The 19,828-nt window shown below is 57.4% G+C and carries 16 protein-coding genes; 13 read left to right on the forward strand and 3 right to left on the reverse strand.

What is annotated here, in order from left to right; all coding sequences use genetic code 11:
• Window positions 1-2: 2 nt before the first annotated feature.
• The 6 genes from Q1B13_RS04725 to mdoH all read left to right on the forward strand — a co-directional run bounded on the left by Q1B13_RS04725 (window position 3) and on the right by mdoH (window position 8,956).
• On the forward strand, window positions 3-1,622 hold the full coding sequence (locus Q1B13_RS04725) for a thiamine pyrophosphate-binding protein (protein WP_299076497.1): 1,620 nt from the start codon (window positions 3-5) through the stop codon (window positions 1,620-1,622).
• Entirely contained in the window at window positions 1,609-2,793 is a 1,185-nt protein-coding gene (locus Q1B13_RS04730) for a CaiB/BaiF CoA-transferase family protein (protein ID WP_299076499.1), read from the forward strand. Before Q1B13_RS04725 ends, Q1B13_RS04730 begins: the two co-directional genes overlap by 14 nt.
• Window positions 2,794-2,972: 179 nt before the next feature.
• On the forward strand, window positions 2,973-4,343 hold the full coding sequence (locus Q1B13_RS04735; protein WP_299076502.1) for a tetratricopeptide repeat protein: 1,371 nt from the start codon (window positions 2,973-2,975) through the stop codon (window positions 4,341-4,343).
• Between the two features lie 28 nt (window positions 4,344-4,371).
• The gene (locus Q1B13_RS04740) at window positions 4,372-5,592 is read left to right on the forward strand and encodes an OpgC family protein (protein ID WP_299076505.1); all 1,221 of its coding nucleotides are present in this window, start codon (window positions 4,372-4,374) and stop codon (window positions 5,590-5,592) included.
• Window positions 5,589-7,088, forward strand: a complete 1,500-nt coding sequence (locus Q1B13_RS04745; protein WP_299076508.1) for a glucan biosynthesis protein — start codon at window positions 5,589-5,591, stop codon at window positions 7,086-7,088. The genes Q1B13_RS04740 and Q1B13_RS04745 overlap by 4 nt, the downstream gene beginning before the upstream one ends.
• Window positions 7,085-8,956 (forward strand): glucans biosynthesis glucosyltransferase MdoH, encoded by a 1,872-nt coding sequence (mdoH, locus tag Q1B13_RS04750; RefSeq protein ID WP_299076511.1) that lies wholly within the window; start codon window positions 7,085-7,087, stop codon window positions 8,954-8,956. The genes Q1B13_RS04745 and mdoH overlap by 4 nt, the downstream gene beginning before the upstream one ends.
• Here mdoH and Q1B13_RS04755 read toward each other — a convergent pair whose 3' ends face one another.
• Both Q1B13_RS04755 and Q1B13_RS04760 read right to left on the reverse strand, forming a co-directional pair.
• Window positions 8,957-9,769, reverse strand: coding sequence for a PHB depolymerase family esterase (locus Q1B13_RS04755; protein WP_299076513.1), 813 nt, complete (start codon window positions 9,767-9,769; stop codon window positions 8,957-8,959).
• Window positions 9,769-10,239: a rhodanese-like domain-containing protein gene (locus tag Q1B13_RS04760; protein WP_299076516.1), complete on the reverse strand. Its 471-nt coding sequence runs from the start codon at window positions 10,237-10,239 to the stop codon at window positions 9,769-9,771. Before Q1B13_RS04760 ends, Q1B13_RS04755 begins: the two co-directional genes overlap by 1 nt.
• Window positions 10,240-10,461: 222 nt before the next feature.
• Here Q1B13_RS04760 and Q1B13_RS04765 point away from each other — a divergent pair, with 222 nt between their 5' ends.
• The 7 genes from Q1B13_RS04765 to selD are packed head-to-tail and all read left to right on the forward strand — an operon-like array spanning window position 10,462 to window position 18,548.
• Complete coding sequence (locus Q1B13_RS04765; protein WP_299076519.1) at window positions 10,462-13,329, forward strand: monovalent cation/H+ antiporter subunit A; 2,868 nt, start codon at window positions 10,462-10,464, stop codon at window positions 13,327-13,329.
• A complete protein-coding gene (locus tag Q1B13_RS04770) occupies window positions 13,329-13,688 on the forward strand; it encodes a Na+/H+ antiporter subunit C (RefSeq protein ID WP_120636239.1) in 360 nt (119 codons plus the stop codon). Before Q1B13_RS04765 ends, Q1B13_RS04770 begins: the two co-directional genes overlap by 1 nt.
• Window positions 13,685-15,226: a monovalent cation/H+ antiporter subunit D gene (locus tag Q1B13_RS04775; RefSeq protein WP_299076526.1), complete on the forward strand. Its 1,542-nt coding sequence runs from the start codon at window positions 13,685-13,687 to the stop codon at window positions 15,224-15,226. The genes Q1B13_RS04770 and Q1B13_RS04775 overlap by 4 nt, the downstream gene beginning before the upstream one ends.
• On the forward strand, window positions 15,226-15,723 hold the full coding sequence (locus tag Q1B13_RS04780; protein WP_299076530.1) for a Na+/H+ antiporter subunit E: 498 nt from the start codon (window positions 15,226-15,228) through the stop codon (window positions 15,721-15,723). The genes Q1B13_RS04775 and Q1B13_RS04780 overlap by 1 nt, the downstream gene beginning before the upstream one ends.
• Window positions 15,720-15,989, forward strand: coding sequence for a K+/H+ antiporter subunit F (locus Q1B13_RS04785; protein ID WP_298936761.1), 270 nt, complete (start codon window positions 15,720-15,722; stop codon window positions 15,987-15,989). Before Q1B13_RS04780 ends, Q1B13_RS04785 begins: the two co-directional genes overlap by 4 nt.
• Window positions 15,990-15,996: 7 nt before the next feature.
• Window positions 15,997-16,383 (forward strand): Na+/H+ antiporter subunit G, encoded by a 387-nt coding sequence (locus tag Q1B13_RS04790; RefSeq protein ID WP_299076533.1) that lies wholly within the window; start codon window positions 15,997-15,999, stop codon window positions 16,381-16,383.
• A gap of 5 nt (window positions 16,384-16,388) precedes the next feature.
• Window positions 16,389-18,548, forward strand: a complete 2,160-nt coding sequence (gene selD, locus Q1B13_RS04795) for a selenide, water dikinase SelD (RefSeq protein ID WP_299076536.1) — start codon at window positions 16,389-16,391, stop codon at window positions 18,546-18,548.
• Here the strand turns inward: selD and mnmH are convergent.
• Window positions 18,539-19,591: a tRNA 2-selenouridine(34) synthase MnmH gene (mnmH, locus tag Q1B13_RS04800; protein WP_299076539.1), complete on the reverse strand. Its 1,053-nt coding sequence runs from the start codon at window positions 19,589-19,591 to the stop codon at window positions 18,539-18,541. The genes selD and mnmH overlap by 10 nt on opposite strands.
• Between the last annotated feature and the right edge of the window lie 237 nt (window positions 19,592-19,828).

A 19,828-nucleotide genomic window follows, 5' to 3' on the forward strand; every position in this document is an offset into this window, starting at 1 on the left:
TGATGCAGGACACCCCTCCCCGCGCGGCTGATCTTCTGGCCCAACGCCTTTACGAGGCCGGATGCCGCCACGCATTTGGCATGCCGGGTGGTGAAGTTCTGACTTTGGTTGATGCGCTGGAACAGGCTGGAATCACGTTTCATCTGACCAAACATGAAAACGCCGCCGGTTTCATGGCCGAGGCTGTGCATCACCGCGACGGTGCGCCTGCAATCCTTGTGGCCACGCTTGGCCCCGGCGCGATGAATGGCATCAACGTGGTTGCCAATGCGCTGCAGGACCGTGTGCCCATGATCGTTCTGACTGGGTGTGTCGAGGCGGATGAGGCGCTGACTTACACCCATCAGGTCATGGATCACAGCCAGGTCTACCGTTCGATCACCAAAGGCACATACCTGTTGACCGCCGAGGGCGCAGATATCGTTGCGGACAAGGCCGTGTCGCTCGCCACACAGCCTCGACCCGGTCCGGTTCATATTGATGTCCCAATCTCGGTTGCGGATACGCGCGTCAGTTCGCCGAAACGGCGCAGATTGGCGAAAGCCGCCGCCGTCGCGCCTGAGGGCAATTGTCTTGAAAAAGCCCGACGCTGGGTGGCCGAGGCAGAACGCCCCTTTGCCATTGTTGGTCTGGACGTTTTGTATGACGGATCGAGCAGCGTTGTTCAGGCGTTTTTGGAACATTTCGGCATCCCTTTCGTGACAACGTACAAAGCCAAAGGCGTGGTGCCTGAGGATCATCCCCTGTGTCTTGGCGGGGCCGGGTTGTCACCTTTGGCGGATCAACATCTTGTCCCCTTGGTGGAGCAGGCCGATCTGGTTCTTTGTCTTGGTTATGATCCAATCGAAATGCGCCCCGGCTGGCGTGAAATCTGGGATCCTGAAGAAACGCGCGTGATCGATATTTCTGCGGTGGTGAACGATCACTACATGCATCAGGCAGGATTGAATCTGGTGGCTGACACCGGCGCAACCCTTGAAGCAATTGCCAAAGGAAATCCTGCCCGGGCGACTTGGCCCAATAGTGAACCCGATCAGGTCAAAACCGCATTGGCTCGGGCTTTCCCGACGGATGATGAATGGGGGCCTGCCGCAGTTATTGCGGAAACACGGGCCGCTCTGCCTGCTGAAACGCTTGCAACGGCCGACAGCGGCGCGCACCGCATCCTGCTGAGCCAGATGTGGAACTGTAACGAGGCGCGCGGCCTGATCCAATCGTCTGCATTGTGCACCATGGGCTGTGCAGTGCCCATGGCGATCGGCCTGAAACTGGTTGAGCCCCAGCGCCCGGTCATCAGTTTCTCCGGCGATGCCGGGTTCCTTATGGTCGCCGGAGAGCTATCGACAGCGTCTGAGATGGGTGGCAACCCGATCTTTCTGGTCTTTGTCGACGCAAGCCTCGCGCTTATCGAGCTGAAGCAGCGCCAAAGGCAGATGGGCAATCGCGGTGTCGATTTTGATCGTCATGACTTTGCCGCCCTAGGTCGCGCGCTTGGCGGCTACGGTCACACCGTGCACAACCGACAGGAACTGCGGGCCGCACTGGACGCAGCCCAGGCAGCCGACCGCTTTACCGTCATTGCCGCAGAAATCGACCGAGGAGGTTACGATGGCCGCATCTGATGGGCCACTGAAGGGCGTCAAGGTTCTGGATCTCTCTCGCATTTTGGCCGGACCGACTTGCACGCAATTGTTGGGCGATCTGGGCGCCAGCGTCATCAAGATCGAAAACCCGGCCACAGGCGGCGATGATACCCGTCAATGGGGCCCGCCTTACGTTGAAGACTCCGATGGCAACCGCTCGGATCTGAGCGCGTATTTCATGTCAGCCAACCGCAACAAGAAATCCGCGGCCATCGACATAACCACGCCCGAGGGACAGGTTGAAATCAAGCGATTGGCGTCCCATGCAGATATCCTGATCGAAAACTTCAAACCCGGCGGGTTGGCTAAATACGGGCTGGATTACAAAAGCTTGGCGGATGATCTTCCCGGCCTCGTTTACTGTTCAATCTCGGGCTACGGTCAGACCGGCCCCAATGCCAGCAAACCCGGCTATGACCTGATGGCGCAGGGGTATGGTGGGATCATGTCCCTGACCGGCGATCCGGATGGCGCGCCGATGAAAGTGGGTGTTGGCATCGCGGATGTGATGTGCGGCATGTACGCCGCCGTTGGCATTCTAGCCGCCCTGCGCCACCGCGATCTGACCGGCGAGGGTCAACAGATCGATCTGGCTTTGGTCGATACGCAAGTGGCCTGGCTAATAAACGAAGGCGTGAACTACTTGACCTCAGGCTCTGTCCCCGAACGTCGCGGAAATGGGCATCCCAATATCGTGCCCTATGAGGTCTATGAAACGGCCGATGGCCACGTCATTCTGGCGGTTGGAAATGACAGCCAATTTAAACGGTTCTGCGCGTTTATTGAACAAGACACGCTTGCGGATGATCCACGCTTTGCCACCAATCCCGCACGACTGGATAACAGGGACGCATTGAACGCAGTTTTGCGCCCTGCCCTGAAAAACCACAGTACGACCACCGTTATTTCAGAGCTCGAATCACGGAAGGTACCTGTCGGACCAGTACAGACGCTTGATCAGGTTTTCTCAACAGAGCAGGTCACGGCCCGAAAGATGCAATTCGCCATGCAGGCCCAACCAGGCGAAGTCCAATTGATTGGGAATCCCCTGAATCTGTCGCGCACGCCCGTAACATACCGTGATGCTCCGCCTGTTTTTGGGGCGGACACAGATCGTGTTCTAAGCGCCGAAAACCCGTTCGAGGATTGAAACACTTGCCTCTTTAGGCGGCAACTTGCTGAAACATGCCGTTGAATCGGCGGTTTTTTTCGTTTTTTGCACACACGGGTTTTCACCAATTCGAGAGCAGGGTCGATACTGTTACGAGCCGCCTGCACACTCTGTTACATCGAACAATGACAAATGTCGCAATCAGATTGGACCCAAGTATGAAACAAGACGTTTTTGGACAAATGAACACCCTGACCCAGACGGCAAGTGTCGACGCCTGGAATGGTGTTCTGCTGGGGTTCATGGCGCATGCTGCGGTCACGCCGCAGCACTTGGGAAAAGTACTGGAACTGGAACCTGATTTCGCGCTGGGTCACGCGATCAAGGGCTTGTTCATGGTTCTGCTGGGCCGACGCGAGATGTTGCCGGTTGCTAGTGAAGCACTGGCGGCGGCCAATACAGCAATGCAGCGACAGCCAGTTTCGGCGCGTGAAAAGCTGTATGTCCAAGCGTTAGAGCTGTATCTGGCCGACCTGCCTACACAAGCTGTGCAGAAATTCGAAGAGATTTTGCGTACCCATCCCGACGATACGCTGGCCATGAAGCTCAGCCATGCGACACGGTTCGTACTTGGCGATTCCGAGGGTATGCGCCGCTCGATCGAGCGCGTCATGCCCGCTTATGAGCCCGACCATGCCGGGCGTGGGTATCTGCTTGGCTGTCATTCCTTCGCGCTGGAAGAAACCGGTGCCTACGAAAAAGCCGAGATCGCAGGTCGTCAAGCTCTTTGGATGGTGTCTGACGATGCTTGGGGACTCCACGCGGTTGCACATGTCCATGAAATGACCGGAAACGCGAAGCTGGGCCTCGATTGGCTGGCCGGACGCGAGGACGCATGGGCGCATTGCAACAACTTTCGCTATCACGTCTGGTGGCATAAGGCTTTGATGCATCTGGATCTTGGTCAGGTCGACAACGTGATAGAGCTGTATGACGAACATATCCGCCGGGATAAGACTGACGATTATCGGGACATTTCAAACGCCACATCGTTGCTCTCACGCCTGGAATTGGAAGGCGTGGATGTCGGCAATAGATGGGAAGAACTGGCCGATCTGAGTGCGGCACGGACCGAAGACGGGTGTCTGATTTTTGCAGACCTGCACTATTTGCTGGCTTTGACCGGCGACAACCGGTCCGAGGCCACTGGCAAAATGCTGCAACGTATTCAGAAAGACGCCAGGCGTAATCATGGGGATACACCTATCCGTATGTCCGATCCCGGTGTCGCAGCGGCCAAAGGTTTAGAGGCGTTTGGCGACGGCCAATATGGCGCCGCCTTCGACTTTTTGTCGAACGCCCGAGGATCGATGCAATTGGCCGGTGGCAGCCACGCCCAACGCGATGTATTCGAACGCATAACCATCGATTCGGGCCTGCGCGCAGGTCGTCTGGAGGCGGTGGAACGTATCCTGGATGACCGCCGCGCCAAACGCGCTGGTGGCGAAGACAATTACGCACTTGCGCGCCGCGCCCTGATCGACGCGGCTCGCGACAGCGATGACGCACATAGCGTCCCCGCAGAATAACAAAAAGACCAAGAAGGACAGAAACCGTATGGCGACTGTATCGCCCGCTTCTGATTTTGCTCCGGTTACGGCGTCGGCCGTGGCCCCGACCGCCCGTGTGCGCGATCCGCGCCTGGATTTCTATCGCGGCATCGCGATGTTCATCATCCTGATCGCTCATATCCCGAATGACCCCTGGGCCAAGTGGATTCCCGCCCGGTTTGGCTTTTCCGACGCGACCGAGATCTTTGTGTTCTGCTCGGGCATGGCCTCGGCGATCGCTTTTGGCGGTGCATTCCTGCGCAAGGGGTGGTTGCTGGGCACAGCCCGCGTCGCGTTCCGCATTTGGCAGGTCTACTGGGCGCATGTCTGCCTGTTTTTCTTTGTCGCCATGAGCATGGCTGCGCTGGACAATTCCGGCCTGTTTGAAAAAAGTTATGTCTCATCCCTGAACCTGCAGCATTTCTTCAATGATCCGCTGCCTCAGATGGTCGGCATTTTTACCCTGACTTACGTGCCGAACTATTTTGACATTCTGCCGATGTATCTTGTGGTCCTGGCGATGATGCCGTTGTTCATGGCGTTATCACGAGTTGGGTTTTGGGCTGTTGCCGCAACCTCGGTTGCGATCTGGCTGGTCGCTCAAACAGGTATTCTGGCCCTTCCGGCCGAGCCTTGGTCTGACCGGCAATGGTTTTTCAACCCGTTTGGCTGGCAATTGCTGTTTTTCACCGGTTTCGCCTTCATGCGTGGCTGGATCCCTGCCCCGCCCGTCTCAAAATCCCTGATCTGGGCAGCAGCGCTGTTTCTGATCCTGTCGGCGCCATTCGGATCGTGGAAAGTCTTCTTGTGGGTCCAATCTGCTGCACCGGGTCTGGCTGAACAAATCCGTGACATCTGGCTACTGACCAAGGAATTCCGTGGAAAGACTGAGTTCGGCTTGTTCCGCTACCTGCACTTCTTGTCGCTGGCCTATCTGGGTTGGGTGATAGCGGGTGAACACGGCCACCGCCTGATTGCATCTGGTGATAGTGTCGGCGCGCGCGCTTGGCAGGTGGTGCTGAAACTGATCACCAAGGTGGGTCAACAATCGCTGGCGGTGTTTGTGTTCTCGATGGCCGCCGCTCGGCTGATTGGCGTCGCTCTGGATCAAACTGGGCGAGATTTTGCCAGCGTGTTCGTCGCTAACATGATTGGCTTTGCCATGATCATTGGCGTGGCCTATTTGGCCGCGTGGTTTAAGTCACAGCCTTGGAAATCGAAGAAATGAATTTAACTCGTCGCGCTTTTTTGGCTTCAACTTCCGCGCTGTTTCTGGCGCCCGCGACCTTTGCATCGGGCGGAGAGGTGCCGTTTGACCGCAATGACGTCATTGCACTGGCTCGCGATCTGGCCAGTCGTCCCTTTGCCGAACGCGAAATGGTTCCACAGGAATGGCAGGATCTGACGTATCCACAATACAGGTCAATCCGTTTCCGGCTGGATCGTGCGCTTTGGTTTGAAACCGAAACGCCGTTCAACATCGATTTCTTCACACCCGGTCTCTACTTCCCGCGGACCGTTCAGGTATCGACCGTCGAAAACGGTATGACCAAACCTGTCGCCTTTGATCTGGAGATGTTCGATAAATCCGACGAAGTGCCGCAGCTTCCCGTGGATGAGACGCTTGGATTCTCAGGCTTACGCCTGCGGACGGAAATGCACCGTCCCGGCAAAACGGATGAGTTCTGTGTGTTCCAAGGTGCAAGCTATTTCCGTGCAATTGGCCTGCACGAGGTTTATGGCCTGTCGGCCCGTGGGCTCGCCCTGAAAACCGGCGATCCGGATGGTGAGGAATTTCCCGAATTCATCCGCTTCTGGTTAGAACGTCCTGAGCCCGGCCAGCGCAATATGGTTGTGCACGCCCTTATGGACAGCCCCAGTGTGACCGGCGCCTATCGGTTTAACGTCACCGCTGGTGCAGATTGTACGATGGAGATCGAAGCAACCCTGTTCCCTCGTGTTGAACTGGATCACGTGGGAATCGCGCCGGGGACTTCGATGTTCCTGTTCGATCAGACCAATCACGGTCGGTTCGACGATTTCAGGCCGGCGGTGCATGACAGTGACGGGCTGCTGATCCGCAATGGAGCAGGTGAAGTCATCTGGCGCCCGTTGGCAAACCCGACCCGTCTGCAGGTCTCCTCTTTCGTCGACACCAACCCGCAAGGCTTTGGTCTGATGCAGCGCAAGCGCGCGTTTTCCGATTACGCCGATCTCGAAGCCCAATATCACAAACGGCCCAGTCTGTGGGTCGAGCCGCAAGGCGATTGGGGCAAAGGCACAGTTACGCTGGTGGAAATCCCGGCTGACCAGGAGATCTATGACAACATCGTTGCCTATTGGCGTCCGGCCGAGCCCTATGTGCCCGGTCAGCAAGTGGACCTATCCTACAGCCTGATTTGGGGTGAAGAACCGCAGCGCACGCCGATGCCCCGCGTGATCAATACCGCCATGGGCGAAAACACCTTTGGTGAAGGGCGTCTGGCCGTTATCGATTTCGAGGCCAGTGAACTGTTTGAAGACCCCGAAGCGCTCAATATCTATGTGCAATCACCGCATGTGGAAACCTCGGAAGGCGTCTTGCAGCGGAACCCCGACACTGGTGGCCTACGACTGGCCTTCTCGTTCGAGCCCGGCGATCGCGACCACGTCGAATTGCGCGCCCAACTAAGACTTGGCAAACAAGCCGCGTCAGAAGTCTGGTTGTACAGATGGACGACATGAGCCACGACCTGCATATCATGCCGTCACAGGCTCCTTTGGCGATGCCCGCGCAAGATTTTCGCGCCGGGTTCCGGGATGCCGAAGTGCCGTCGCGCACCGGTCGGCACTCAGCCGGGTTCTGGAGGGCATTGGCGTTTTCACCGGCAATGGCTGCGACGCTCGGTTTGTTCTGGGTCATGACCGATTGGTTCGGCGCCGAGGGCATCAATCTGATCGAAGCAGTCCTTCTGGCGCTGATCTCTTTTAATTTCTTCTGGATCTCGTTCACGGTCTGCACCGTATTGCTGGGCATGGTCTCGTTGTCTCGTCAGGAGCGCCCGGCCCGTCAGGGACGTCCACATGCCTTGCGCGTGGCCCTGCTGATGCCGGTCTACAACGAGGTCCCATGGATCGTGCTTGGCAACGCCAGAACCATGCTGGAGGAGTTGCAGGCCCGAGGTGGGCAGCATCACTATGCCATGTTTGTCCTTTCGGACACACGTGATCCTGAGATTGCCGCGCAGGAGCAAGCCAGCATCGAGGCGCTGCGCACAACGTTGGCCCCGGGATTGGAATTGTACTACCGCCGCCGCGAACAAAACACAGACCGTAAAGTCGGCAATATCGCCGACTGGGTCAGCCGCTGGGGCTCGGACTGGGATGCAATGCTGGTGTTGGATGCCGACAGCCTGATGACCGGCCGCGCCATTGCCCGCCTGACCGACTCGCTGGCACGTGATCCTGGTGCAGGCCTGATCCAGAGCTACCCACAACTGATCGGCGCGCAGTCGGTTTTCGCCCGCATGCAGCAATTCGCCAACGGCGTTTACGGCATCGCCTTTGCCGAAGGTCTGGCCCGCTGGTGCGGCCAGGAAGGCAATTATTGGGGTCATAACGCCATCATCCGAACCAAAGCCTTCGCAACATGTGCGGGGCTGCCCAAACTCCGGTCCCTCAACGGGCAGGAAGAACTGATCATGAGCCATGACTTTGTCGAGGCCGGTCTGCTCCGCCGTGCCGGATGGGGTGTGCGTTTTCTGCCGCGTATTCGTGGATCGTACGAAGAGACACCTCCAACCCTCATTGATCATGCCATGCGAGATCGGCGTTGGTGTCAGGGCAACCTGCAGCATTTGAAACTGCTCGGGTCGCGCGGCTTCCGCTCGGTGTCACGTTTTCACATGTTCCACGGAGCCGTTGGATATCTGATGTCGCCCCTGTGGTTTGCGCTGCTGGTGATGTGGGCATTGATCGGTCAGGGCGAAGACGCCTCGGTCCTGCATTATTTCAGCCCTGACAACCCGATGTTCCCGCAATGGCCAGAAATGACCGAAACGCGGCATGTCTTGATCATTCTAGTCATGTACGCGATGCTGCTTGCCCCCAAAGTGCTGGGGGTCGCGGCCCTGCCCCTCAGCGGCGTGCGCTATTCCGACTTTGGTGGAAAGCGTCGGTTCTTCACCTCGTTTCTGGCCGAAGTGATCCTGTCGGTGCTTTATGCGCCGATCCTGATGGTGCAGCAGATGATTGCCGTCTTTCGGACTGTGCTTGGCATTCAAAAAGGCTGGAAACCGCAGGAACGGGATGGCGGCAGCTATAGCCTGCGGACATTGATCCTGTGCCATGCCCTGGAAACGATCATCGGTGTTGCACTTAGCGCCGGTATCCTGGCGGGTCTGGTCTCGTTCTGGTTGGCCCCAATTGCGATCAGCCTTGCGCTGGCAATACCATTGTCAGCGCTAAGCGGTGTGTCCGTCGGTGCGGCCCGGCATATGGTCGGAATGCGCGAGGATTTTAACGAACCCGCCATCACCCGTTCAGCCCGCCATCACCGGACGGAACTGAAACGTTTGCTGGATGGTAAAGGTGTCATGACACCGGCGGAGTAATTAACCGCCCGGCAGCCCTTCATACCAGTCGACCATCATATCTGCCCAGCCATTGGGCACGGTATGACCGCCCGGGAACAAAGCGAATTCAAGAGCACCGCCATCAGCGCATGTCCACCTGCGGCGCATAAATTGATCGGTTGTCCCAAAACCATCAGGCTTGGTGTCAACGCAATCATTGGCTTCGCGCCAAATTTCCAAACCAGCAAAGATATCTCCTTGATGGTAGCGGCCGCCGCCCAGAAGCCGCCCTTCCAGCGGGACTACGTTATCGACCCAGCCATGAGTGTGAAACAACCGCACGGGTCCGCCGCAGGTTTCAGGATGCGGCCGCCAGAAACCGCCTGACACCGGCACATAGGCCGAAAAGGTTTCGGGCGCTGCGCACGCCAGGTAGTTCACCATAAACGCTCCGGCCGAAAAACCGCCAAGAACCACACGGTCGCCATCTATGCCAAACCGGTCCGTCGCGTCCTGAACGGCCTCGGTCAAAAACACTTTTTCGTCGCGGTCGCCAAACCCATCGTAAAAGTTCCAGCTTTGGCGGCCATTTCGAACGGCCCCTTCCGGCGCCATCACTGCGTATCCCCGGGCCAGCAACGGTTCGACCATGCTCCGGTTCTTCATCGTGCCGGACCCGCTCCCACCGTAGCCATGCAGAAATATCACCAATGGCGGGTTTTCGCTGTCCGGTAATTCGATGTGGTAGCTACCAGATGAAATGTCACAGGTGCCTTCGTCCGCGCCACACGCAGCCACAGCCGCCTGCCCGGAAAAAGCAAAACACAAAGCCATCAAGTGTTTCGCGCGCATTATGTGTCCTCTTTGTAACTTTTGACTGGAAGCCCAACACGCATCCAGCCCGGGCCTGCGGCCGAACCCAACATGCCTTCGGGTACGTCTATGATGTTTGTGAACCCTGCCACGGTCAGCTGGTTGCTTAACCGCGCCGACCGCACGCCTCGTGCACAAATCAGTGCCACGGGGGTTTCAGGGTTGCCGTCGGTAAGACGCTCAAGCGCTTGGACAAAGTCCTCGCGTCGCATATCCAAAGGGTGCGCACCGTCACCCACTCCGGTCGCCTGCCATTCCCGCGGGGTGCGGATGTCCACCAATAAAATATCACCGGATTGGGCTTGCTTGTAGGCTTCGGCCACATCCAACTGACCACCCGCATAATCTTGCGGGATCAAGCGGTACTCCCGGATCGCGAAACCGGTCGCAATGGCGGCTGCACCACCAAGCAAAACCCACCTGCGGGTCCGGTTCACCTTGTCCGACATGTCATCTTCCTCTGATCTGCCGCGCCGGTTCTACCACAGGCCGAGAGTCATTTCTGCTCTGAATTCTGACCCTCGGATCAAGTTCGCGTCATTATTACGCAGGGCAAACCCGATCCAGAGATTGCCCTAGAACTCTGTGAAAAACTTGCAATATCTGGACAGTCAATAAATTATCCTTAGAAAACCAACAACACATAGACCGCCCAGACCGGAGTATCGCACTTGTCCCTATTCCTCATCGCGGCCCTTCCCTTTCTCGGAGCTGTTTTCCCAGCCCTCCTGATCCGGGCGGGACGAAACGCAGCAGCCTCGGCCGCAGGGTTGACCACCTTCTTGGCGCTTATGGGTTTGTTGATCCATAGCCCGGCGGTTTTACGAGGCGAGGTGATCACCGCTCGGTTCGACTGGATGCCAGGGCTGGGGCTGAATGCGAACTTCATGCTGGACGGACTTGGGTTCCTGTTCGCCTTGCTGATCCTTGGCATCGGATTGCTGATCATTCTCTATGCCCGATTCTATTTGTCGCGCGAAGATCCGATGGGGCAGTTCTATACCTATCTGCTGCTGTTTCAGGGTGCGATGGTTGGGATCGTTCTGTCCGACAACATATTGCTTTTGCTTATCTTTTGGGAACTCACGTCGCTGAGTTCCTTCCTGTTGATTGGCTATTGGAAACACCTGCCCGAAGGGCGGCAAGGTGCACGGATGGCGCTTGCGGTGACGGGCGGTGGCGGCTTGGCGATGATCGCCGGGATGCTGATCCTGGGTAACATTGTTGGGTCCTACGACCTTAGCGTCATTTTACAGAACAAAGAGCTGATCCAGTCATCGCCCCACTACATGCCTGCATTGATCCTGATCCTGCTAGGCTGTTTCACCAAATCCGCGCAGTTCCCCTTTCATTTCTGGCTGCCACACGCGATGGCAGCTCCAACCCCAGTTTCGGCCTATCTGCACTCGGCAACGATGGTGAAGGCAGGACTGTTCCTGATGGCTCGCATGTGGCCGGTCCTGGCTGGAACGGATGCGTGGTTTTACATCGTCGCAACAACGGGGCTGGTGACGATGTTGCTTGGTGCGGTGATTGCACTGTTCAAAGATGACCTAAAAGCGCTTCTGGCCTTCTCGACGGTGTCGCACCTTGGGTTGGTGACCATGCTTTTGGGCTTTGGCACCAAGTTTGCGGCCGTTGCCGCTATGTTCCACATCATCAACCACGCAACCTTCAAAGCTGCGCTGTTCATGACAGCGGGGATCGTGGACCACGAAACGGGCACGCGAGACGTAAAGCGGTTGGGTGGGTTGCGTCACTTGATGCCGATCACCTTTACCATTGGCACAATTGCAGCATTGTCGATGGCGGGTCTGCCACCTCTAAACGGTTTCCTGTCAAAGGAAATGATGCTGGAGGAAACCGTTCATACCACTTGGTTGAATTCACATTATCTGGTGCCAAGTTTAGCAGTTCTGGCTGCGGTGTTTTCAGCCGCGTATTCCTTCCGCTTTGTAAGCCACGTGTTCCTTGGGCCTCAGCGTGATGACTATCCGGCAAAGCCGCATGACCCGCCCGTTGGCTTGTGGCTGGCACCGGCCTTTCTTGTCATATTGGTCATGCTTATTGGTCTCTACTCAGCCGCAATCGTCGGCCCATTGGTTGCCGTTGTCTCAAGCGCGGTTATTGGCGGTGAAAAGCTGCCGTATTACTCGCTGAAACTGTGGCATGGCTTCACCCCAGCCCTGTACATGTCGGTCGTTGCTACGCTGGGTGGTTTGTTCCTGCTTGCCCTGCATCGACGCGGTGAGCAGATCTGGAACGCCCTGCCGCGCCCCGAAGCAAAAGTTATCTTTGAGGCGATTATCGACGCATTCACCAGACTCAGCCGTCTGATAACCGACGAGTTGCACAACGGTGTTCTCAGCCGATATGCGGTCATCTTTGTCACCTTCACTGTTGGGTTGGGCTACTACGCGTATTCGACTGGAACAATTGGGATCGAAACACGCGTCCCGCTACCAGCCCAAATTATCCCGATCATCGGATGGATCTGTCTGGTCGGCGCGACGCTTGGGATCATGTGGTTCCACCGCAACCGCTTGTTATCCCTGGTTCTGATCGGTGTTGTCGGCCTGATCGTATCCATTGCCTTCAACTACCTTTCCGCGCCGGATTTGGCACTAACACAGATTTCGGTCGAAGTGGTTACCATGATCCTTCTCTTGTTGTCGCTGAACTTTTTGCCAACCGAAACTCCGTGGGACAGCGCCCCTGCAAGACGCTGGCGTGATGCCGCAATTTCAGTTGTTGCCGGGATCGGGTCAGGCGCATTGATCTATGCGATCATGATGCGCGACTTCGCATTTCCAACGATCTCGGATTTCCACCTGGCAAACTCGTACAAAGGCGGCGGCGGCACCAATGTGGTTAACGTGATCCTGGTGGACTTCCGGGGGTTTGATACCTTTGGCGAAATCATCGTTCTGGGTATCGCAGCGCTGATCATCTACGCCCTGACGGAATCTGTGCTGAGCACCAATGTGCGTGGCTATCTGCTGAACCGCAAACCTCATTGGCCACAATCGGGCGACGCGCATCCGCTGATGATGGTTGTGGTAACGCGCGTGATGATGCCGATCGCGCTGATGGTTGGGGCCTACATCTTCTTCCGTGGACACAACCAACCCGGCGGCGGCTTTATTGCCGGGCTGATCGTCGCCATAGCCTATCTGATGCAATACATGGCCAGCGGCTATACCTGGGCCATCGAACGCCAAAGGTTCTATTACCATGGGACAATCGGCTGGGGTGTCCTGATCGCGGCCGCGACGGGTTTGGGCGCGTGGTTCAACGAACGCCCCTTCCTGACCAGCGATTTCGGCTACATCAACTGGCCACCACTGGAAGAATTCGAGTGGGCCACCGCCATGTTGTTCGACACCGGCGTGTTTCTGGCGGTTCTGGGTGCCGTCATGCTGGCGCTGGACAGCTTGTCCAGGTTTGCATGGCAGCCCGGCATGGCACAGGAATTCCCGATGGACATCAATCCGTTGCGGGATGATCCGCCGGACGAAGAAGAGAAGGAGCAGGTCTGATGGAAGCGCTTGTAGCCTCTGCCGTAGGCGTTCTGACCGCTGCCGGGATTTTCCTGATCCTGCGCCGTCGAACATTTCCAGTCATTTTAGGCCTGTCGTTGATCACCTATGCGGTGAACGTCTTTCTATTCGCGACCGGTCGGCTGGCGCTGAATGCGCCCGCAGTTCTGAACAAATATGAAGAGGTTCCTTACACCGATCCGCTGCCTCAGGCGCTTGTGCTGACGGCCATTGTGATCTCATTCGGGATGACCGCGGTGATCGTAATGATCGCGCTCAGCGCCTATCTGTCCTCGAAGGATGACCATATCGACATGACCGCGCAGGACTGCGTTGACGCGCCGGGAGAAGACGCATGAACCACTGGATCGTTGCGCCGATCGTCCTACCCGCGATCCTTGCACCGTTTATCATCATGGTCTTGCGATATCATCTGGACCTGCAACGCATCTTCTCAGTCGCCGGTGTGGTCGCACTGCTGGGCATTGCGCTGACGATCACGGCGCAAGCTTCTGGCGGGGACATCCAGGTCTATGAATTGGGCGACTGGCCCGCCCCGTTTGGCATTGTCATGGTACTGGACAGGATGTCGGCCATGATGGTGTTGCTAACGGCACTCCTGGCATTGCCAATAGTACTTTATGCGATTGGGTCCGGCTGGGATCAGCGCGGCAACCATTTCCACGCGCTGTTTCATTTCCAGTTAATGGGCGTCTGCGGAGCGTTTCTGACCGGGGACGCGTTCAACCTGTTTGTGTTCTTCGAAGTTCTGCTGATCGCATCTTATGGACTTATGACCCACGGCGGCGGGTCGGTGCGTTTGAAGGCGGGCGTTCAATATGTCGCTTACAACCTGCTGGGTTCAACCTTGTTTCTGTTCGCCTTGGGAACGCTCTATGGTGTGACGGGCACCTTGAATATGGCCGACATCGCCGTGCGTGTGGCAGAGTTACCACCCGAAGATACCGCCCTTCTGCGAGTTGGTGCCGTGCTGTTGCTGCTGGTTTTCTGTATCAAGGCCGCTGTTCTACCACTGCATTTCTGGTTGCCTGCAAGCTATGCCAACGCGCCTTTACCTGTGGCGGCGCTGTTTGCGATTATGACCAAGGTCGGGGCCTATTCGATCTTGCGTATGTACACGCTGGCTTTCGGACCCGAGGTCGAAGCGACGCAAGGGTTGGTCGGCGATTGGCTGCAACCGGCTGCCGTTTTGACGCTTGCGGTTGGGGCTATTGGTATCCTTGGTGCGCAGCACATTGCCCGCATGGTGGCGTTCTGTGCCATCGCCTCAATGGGCACGCTACTGATCGCAATATCGTTGTTCACGCCCGAAGCAACTGCGGCCGCACTGTACTACATCTTCCACTCGACGTTGGCGACAGCGTTGCTGTTCCTGGTTGCTGATCTGGTGATGGAACGCCGCGGCGGTACAATTACACCCAAGCCACCGATGCCGCAAAGCGGACTGGTCGCAGCTCTGTTCTTTGTTGGCGCAATCGCGATAGCAGGGATGCCGCCGTTGTCGGGCTTTGTTGGTAAACTGCTTGTTTTGGACGCCGCACGCGATGCATCAAACGCCAACGCCGTTTGGTTTGTGATCCTGGTCGGATCCTTCGTGACCATCGTTGGATTGGCACGTGCCGGTTCGCTGATCTTTTGGAAGAGCCACGATGTCGAATATGCGGGGGAAGACGCACCAGAGGAGGAGGAAACGGATGAGCGATCTGCCCCCGAACCGCAACCCGGCCTGGCCTTTACGGCGGTCTTCGGTGCGGTTGCGGGTCTGATCCTGCTAACCCTGTTTGCCGGGCCCGCTTTGGAGTACACAAGCAAGACAGCAGAGCAATTGTTCACGCCCGAGCGTTACATCTCGGCCGTATTGGGAGGTGAAGAGTAATGAGACTACTGCGCCGTATTTTCCCGCACCCCCAACTGACGATTCTACTGACGCTTGTCTGGTTGTTTCTGGCAAACGCGCCGTCGCTGAACTCGCTGGTCTTTGGCTTGATTTTGGGAATAATTATCCCCTTCGTAACCCAGCCCTACTGGCCAGACCGTCCCAAACTACGCAACTGGCCGATGGTGATCGAATACATGCTGGTCGTGCTGTGGGATATCGTTGTTGCCAATGTCACGGTCGCAAAGATCATCCTGTTCAAGCGTGACGCCGACCGGCAGCCGAACTGGGTATGTATCCCCCTGGAATTGCGCACGCCCGAAGCGATCACCGTTCTGGCTGGCACCATCACGATGACACCTGGCACGGTCAGTTGTGATCTGTCGGCGCAAGGACATAACCTGCTTGTCCACTGTCTTGACACCTCAGACCCGGACGCCGTGCGGGATCAGATCAAGCAACGCTATGAACGTCGTCTGAAGGAGATTTTCGAATGATGGGTTTTGCCATCCACTTTGCGTTTGCCTGTTTTGGGGCAGCAATCATCATGTGTCTCTGGCGGATCATCACGGCCGAAGGGGTTGGTACCCGAGTTCTGGCGCTGGACACGATGGTGATCAACACGATTGCCCTGATGATCCTGTACGGCCTGTTCAAAGGCACCGAAATCTTTTTTGAGGCTGCCATGATTATTGCCATGCTGGGTTTTGTCTCAACCGTCGCCTATGCCCGCTTTATGCTGCGCGGCAACATTATCGAGTGAGGGTTTGATGGAATTTATCTTCGAACTTCTGATCGCATTCTTCCTTATGGTATCGGGCATATTCGGTTTTGTCGGCTCGTTTGGCATGATCAAGCTGAAGGATCCGATGTCTCGCCTGCATGCTCCGACCAAGGCGACAACCCTCGGTGTGGGCGGCGTTCTTTTGGCCTCGATCTGCCATTCCGTCCTGATCGAAGGGCATCTGTCGCTGCACGAGCTGCTGATCACCTTGTTTTTGTTCCTCACCGCCCCGATCACGGCCCTGTTCATTGCCAAATGGCACATTCACCGTCATGAAAAGCCCGAGGACCTGCCGGATGCGGGCGAGGATGAGCTTTGGGCCACCCACGCGGTCGAGCAGGTCGAAGACGTCCCCGACCACAGCACGAACTGAGACAAATGCACACTCCTCCGCTGCCCCTGACCCGTGATCTGGTTCTGATTGGCGGAGGACACACGCACGCGCTGGTGTTGCGAAAGTGGGGCATGAACCCCCTGCCCGGTGCCCGCTTAACCTTGATCAATCCCGGACCCACCGCGCCGTATTCGGGCATGTTGCCAGGGTTTGTCGCCGGTCACTATGAGCGTTCGGAACTGGATATCGATCTGGTCAGACTGGCGCGGTTTGCCGGGGCCGGAGTGGTCTTAGGGGCTGTGAACAGGATCGACACCCAAAAGCGAGAAATTCACGTGCCCGGGCGTCCCCCGGTGGCGTTCGATGTCGCATCCGTCAATGTTGGCATTACATCAAAAATGCCTTCGTTGACAGGCTTTGCCGACCATGCTGTGCCCGCCAAGCCTTTGGGTCGGTTGGCTGCGTGTTGGGCCGCGTATCTGGAAGGTAGCGGATCGGCCGCGATTGTGGTTATCGGCGGCGGCGTTGCGGGCGTTGAACTGGCCATGGCAATGGCACATGCGCTAAAGGCCAAAGGACGAGCGTCGCAAGTCACGCTGATCGACAATGCATCGGTCCTCACCGCGACAAATCCGAAAGCGGCGGCAACAATCCGGAACGCAATGACCGATCTTGGTGTTGATGTGATAGAGCACACCTCGATCGCGCGCATAGCCAAAGATCATGTGGAGCTGGAAGACGGTCGCCAAATCCCTGCAACATTTGTCACCGGCGCAGCCGGGGCCCGCCCCTATGACTGGATCGCAAACACCGGCCTGGACTTGCAGAACGGGTACATTCAAGTGAACGGGCATTTGCAATCCAGTGATCCGGCGGTTTTTGCCGCTGGCGATTGCGTGCATCTCACGGAAAACCCACGTCCCAAAGCTGGCGTATACGCGGTGCGCGAGGCGCCGATCCTTTTCAACAATCTGCGGGCCGCTCTGGGCGCTGGTAGAATGAAACGGTATGCCCCTCAGAAAGATTACCTTAAACTGATCTCACTGGGTCGAAAATCCGCGCTGGCCGAACGTCTTGGAACATCTTTCAGCGGCCCATTAATGTGGACATGGAAGAACCACATCGATCAGAGCTTCATGAACAAGTTTCGCGATTTGCCGCAAATGCGACCGTCGCTCCTGCCCCGCGATCATGCGTCCGGCCTGCGCGAGACCTTGGGTGACAAACCCATGTGCGGAGGGTGCGGCGCTAAAGTCGGGCGCGGTGCTCTGCGGTCTGCTCTGCAAGCATTATCCCCACCTGAGCGATCCGATGTCATCTCGCTGCCCGGCGATGACGCCGCAGTGCTGCTAACCGGCGGCACGCGGCAGGTTATGACCTCGGACCACCTGCGCGCCTCCACACTGAATCCGGCCCTGATGACTCGCATCGCAGCCGTGCACGCCTTGGGGGATGTCTGGGCCATGGGGGCCGCGCCACAAGCAGCTACCGCGACAGTCATTCTGCCTCGGATGTCAGCCGAGTTGCAGCATCGCACCATGTCCGAGATCATGACAATTGCCAATGATGTGATGCGGGCAGCCGGTGCCGAAATCGTGGGTGGCCACAGCTCGATGGGTGATGAAATGACCATCGGGTTTACCTTAACCGGCCTGTGCGAAAACGATCCGATCACGTTGGCGGGCGGTCGTCCGGGTGATGCCCTGATCCTGACCAAACCCTTAGGCAGCGGTGTGTTAATGGCGGCAGAGATGGCCGGCAAAGCAGACGGAGCCTCGGTCACGGCCGCATTCCAGCATATGACACAGCCGCAGAGCGCGGCAGCCAGCATCCTGTCGGACGCACACGCCATGACGGATGTGACCGGGTTTGGTCTGGCCGGTCACCTGCAAGGCATTTGCGAGGCCTCTGATTGTGGCGCAACGCTCGATCTGTTCAGCGTCCCGGTGATGCAAGGCGCGCAAGATCTGAGCGATCAGGGCATTCGGTCGACGATCTTTGCCGACAACAGGTCCATCGCAATGGAATTGCCGTCCGATGGCAAGGCTGCGCTTTTGTTTGATCCGCAAACTGCTGGAGGTCTGCTAGCGGCTGTTGCGGCAGATGGTGCTGAAACCGTTCTGCGGGATCTGCGCGACGCGGGCTACCCGGCCTCGATCATTGGGCAGTTGACAGAAACACCGGGGCTGCGTTTTCAGAGCTGAGTCAGCAGCGTTTCAATCCGTGCTGCAGCGTCTGCCAGCCCCGGGTCATCCAAAGTTGTAAGATGGACCTGAGCAAGCACGTTTGCGTCGCGGGCCCGCCGAGACTTCAAATAAGACGGGTCGTAGTGGCTCTCCATCAATGCTCGGGTGAGCTCCCGTTTTTCGCCTTCCTCGATCAATTGCAGCCAACCGTTCACAACCTCATTCCCGCGATGAAAGCGCAGTGGCAACAGCCGATCTCGCAGGCCCTTGGCGTCAGAAAGGATGTCATCATAGGCGCGAACCAAATAGGCCGTGCGCGCCGCGATCGGGGCCGTGATCTGAACCCGAGGGGCCGCGCACAGTGCAGTCCACAGGCTGGGCGGCAGGATCAGGTTGCCGATTTTGGATGATTCCGCTTCGACCACGACCGGGCGGGATACATCCAAAGCGCAAAACGCAGCGGACAACGCAGATTCAAAAGCCTTCTGTCCCGGTTGACCGCCGGGCATATCCCCGAGCAACGACCCCCGATGGTTGGCCAACCCCTCAAGATCCAAAACCTGCACGCCGCGCCTTTGCAGTTGCCCCAGTATTTCGGTTTTGGCGGTTCCGGTGTATCCGTCCAAAGCCACCAGCTGGTGCGGCAACGGATCGTGATAAAGATAAGCGTTTACCAGCCGTCGGTAGCTGCGATAGCCGCCCTCAATCACTTCGGCCCGCCAACCGATCTGCTGCAGCATCCACGTGAAGGAGCCCGACCGCTGGCCTCCGCGCCAGCAATACACCAATGGTCTCCAACCGCCTTCGTGATGGCTGAGGTTGTTTTCGATGTGATTGGCCGCATTGCGAAACACCAGTGCTGCGCCCAGCTTGCGGGCCAGAAACGGGCTTTCCTGCACATAGATCGTACCAACCCGGGCGCGTTCTTCATTGTCCAGAACCGGCAGGTTGATCGCACCAGGCAAATGATCCTCGGCAAATTCAGCCGGACTGCGCACGTCTATCACAGTGTCGAAACTGTGCGAATAGAGATGCGTCAGGTTGTTAAGCTTCACGGCCATGCGAGCGGTCTAGCCCGCTGGATCAACGAAGGAAAGGCCGTTCGGATTCAATCTTCCAGGGCCTCAACCGGCTCTCATACTTCGGCACGGATGGAGTTTGCACTCGGGACAACTCGATTGTAGACCAGCGCGCAGCGGCATGAGGCGTCCGGCCTCTTTTCCCGCCTCGTCCAGAAACAATGGCCAATTACCCAGCTCAAGCACCAAAGGCGCCCGAAGGAAAAAAAGCCGCATCAG

Origin of the sequence: uncultured Ruegeria sp. (assembly GCF_947489545.1) — a bacterium.
In the GTDB taxonomy this organism is placed as follows: domain Bacteria; phylum Pseudomonadota; class Alphaproteobacteria; order Rhodobacterales; family Rhodobacteraceae; genus Ruegeria.

Coding starts and splice junctions, on each gene's coding strand:
- Q1B13_RS04725 (WP_299076497.1), top strand. CDS start 3: ATGCAGGACACCCCTCCCCGCGCGGCTGATCTTCTGGCCCAACGCCTT.
- Q1B13_RS04730 (WP_299076499.1), top strand. CDS start 1,609: ATGGCCGCATCTGATGGGCCACTGAAGGGCGTCAAGGTTCTGGATCTC.
- Q1B13_RS04735 (WP_299076502.1), top strand. CDS start 2,973: ATGAAACAAGACGTTTTTGGACAAATGAACACCCTGACCCAGACGGCA.
- Q1B13_RS04740 (WP_299076505.1), top strand. CDS start 4,372: ATGGCGACTGTATCGCCCGCTTCTGATTTTGCTCCGGTTACGGCGTCG.
- Q1B13_RS04745 (WP_299076508.1), top strand. CDS start 5,589: ATGAATTTAACTCGTCGCGCTTTTTTGGCTTCAACTTCCGCGCTGTTT.
- mdoH (WP_299076511.1), top strand. CDS start 7,085: ATGAGCCACGACCTGCATATCATGCCGTCACAGGCTCCTTTGGCGATG.
- Q1B13_RS04755 (WP_299076513.1), bottom strand. CDS start 9,769: ATGCGCGCGAAACACTTGATGGCTTTGTGTTTTGCTTTTTCCGGGCAG.
- Q1B13_RS04760 (WP_299076516.1), bottom strand. CDS start 10,239: ATGTCGGACAAGGTGAACCGGACCCGCAGGTGGGTTTTGCTTGGTGGT.
- Q1B13_RS04770 (WP_120636239.1), top strand. CDS start 13,329: ATGGAAGCGCTTGTAGCCTCTGCCGTAGGCGTTCTGACCGCTGCCGGG.
- Q1B13_RS04775 (WP_299076526.1), top strand. CDS start 13,685: ATGAACCACTGGATCGTTGCGCCGATCGTCCTACCCGCGATCCTTGCA.
- Q1B13_RS04780 (WP_299076530.1), top strand. CDS start 15,226: ATGAGACTACTGCGCCGTATTTTCCCGCACCCCCAACTGACGATTCTA.
- Q1B13_RS04785 (WP_298936761.1), top strand. CDS start 15,720: ATGATGGGTTTTGCCATCCACTTTGCGTTTGCCTGTTTTGGGGCAGCA.
- Q1B13_RS04790 (WP_299076533.1), top strand. CDS start 15,997: ATGGAATTTATCTTCGAACTTCTGATCGCATTCTTCCTTATGGTATCG.
- selD (WP_299076536.1), top strand. CDS start 16,389: ATGCACACTCCTCCGCTGCCCCTGACCCGTGATCTGGTTCTGATTGGC.
- mnmH (WP_299076539.1), bottom strand. CDS start 19,591: ATGGCCGTGAAGCTTAACAACCTGACGCATCTCTATTCGCACAGTTTC.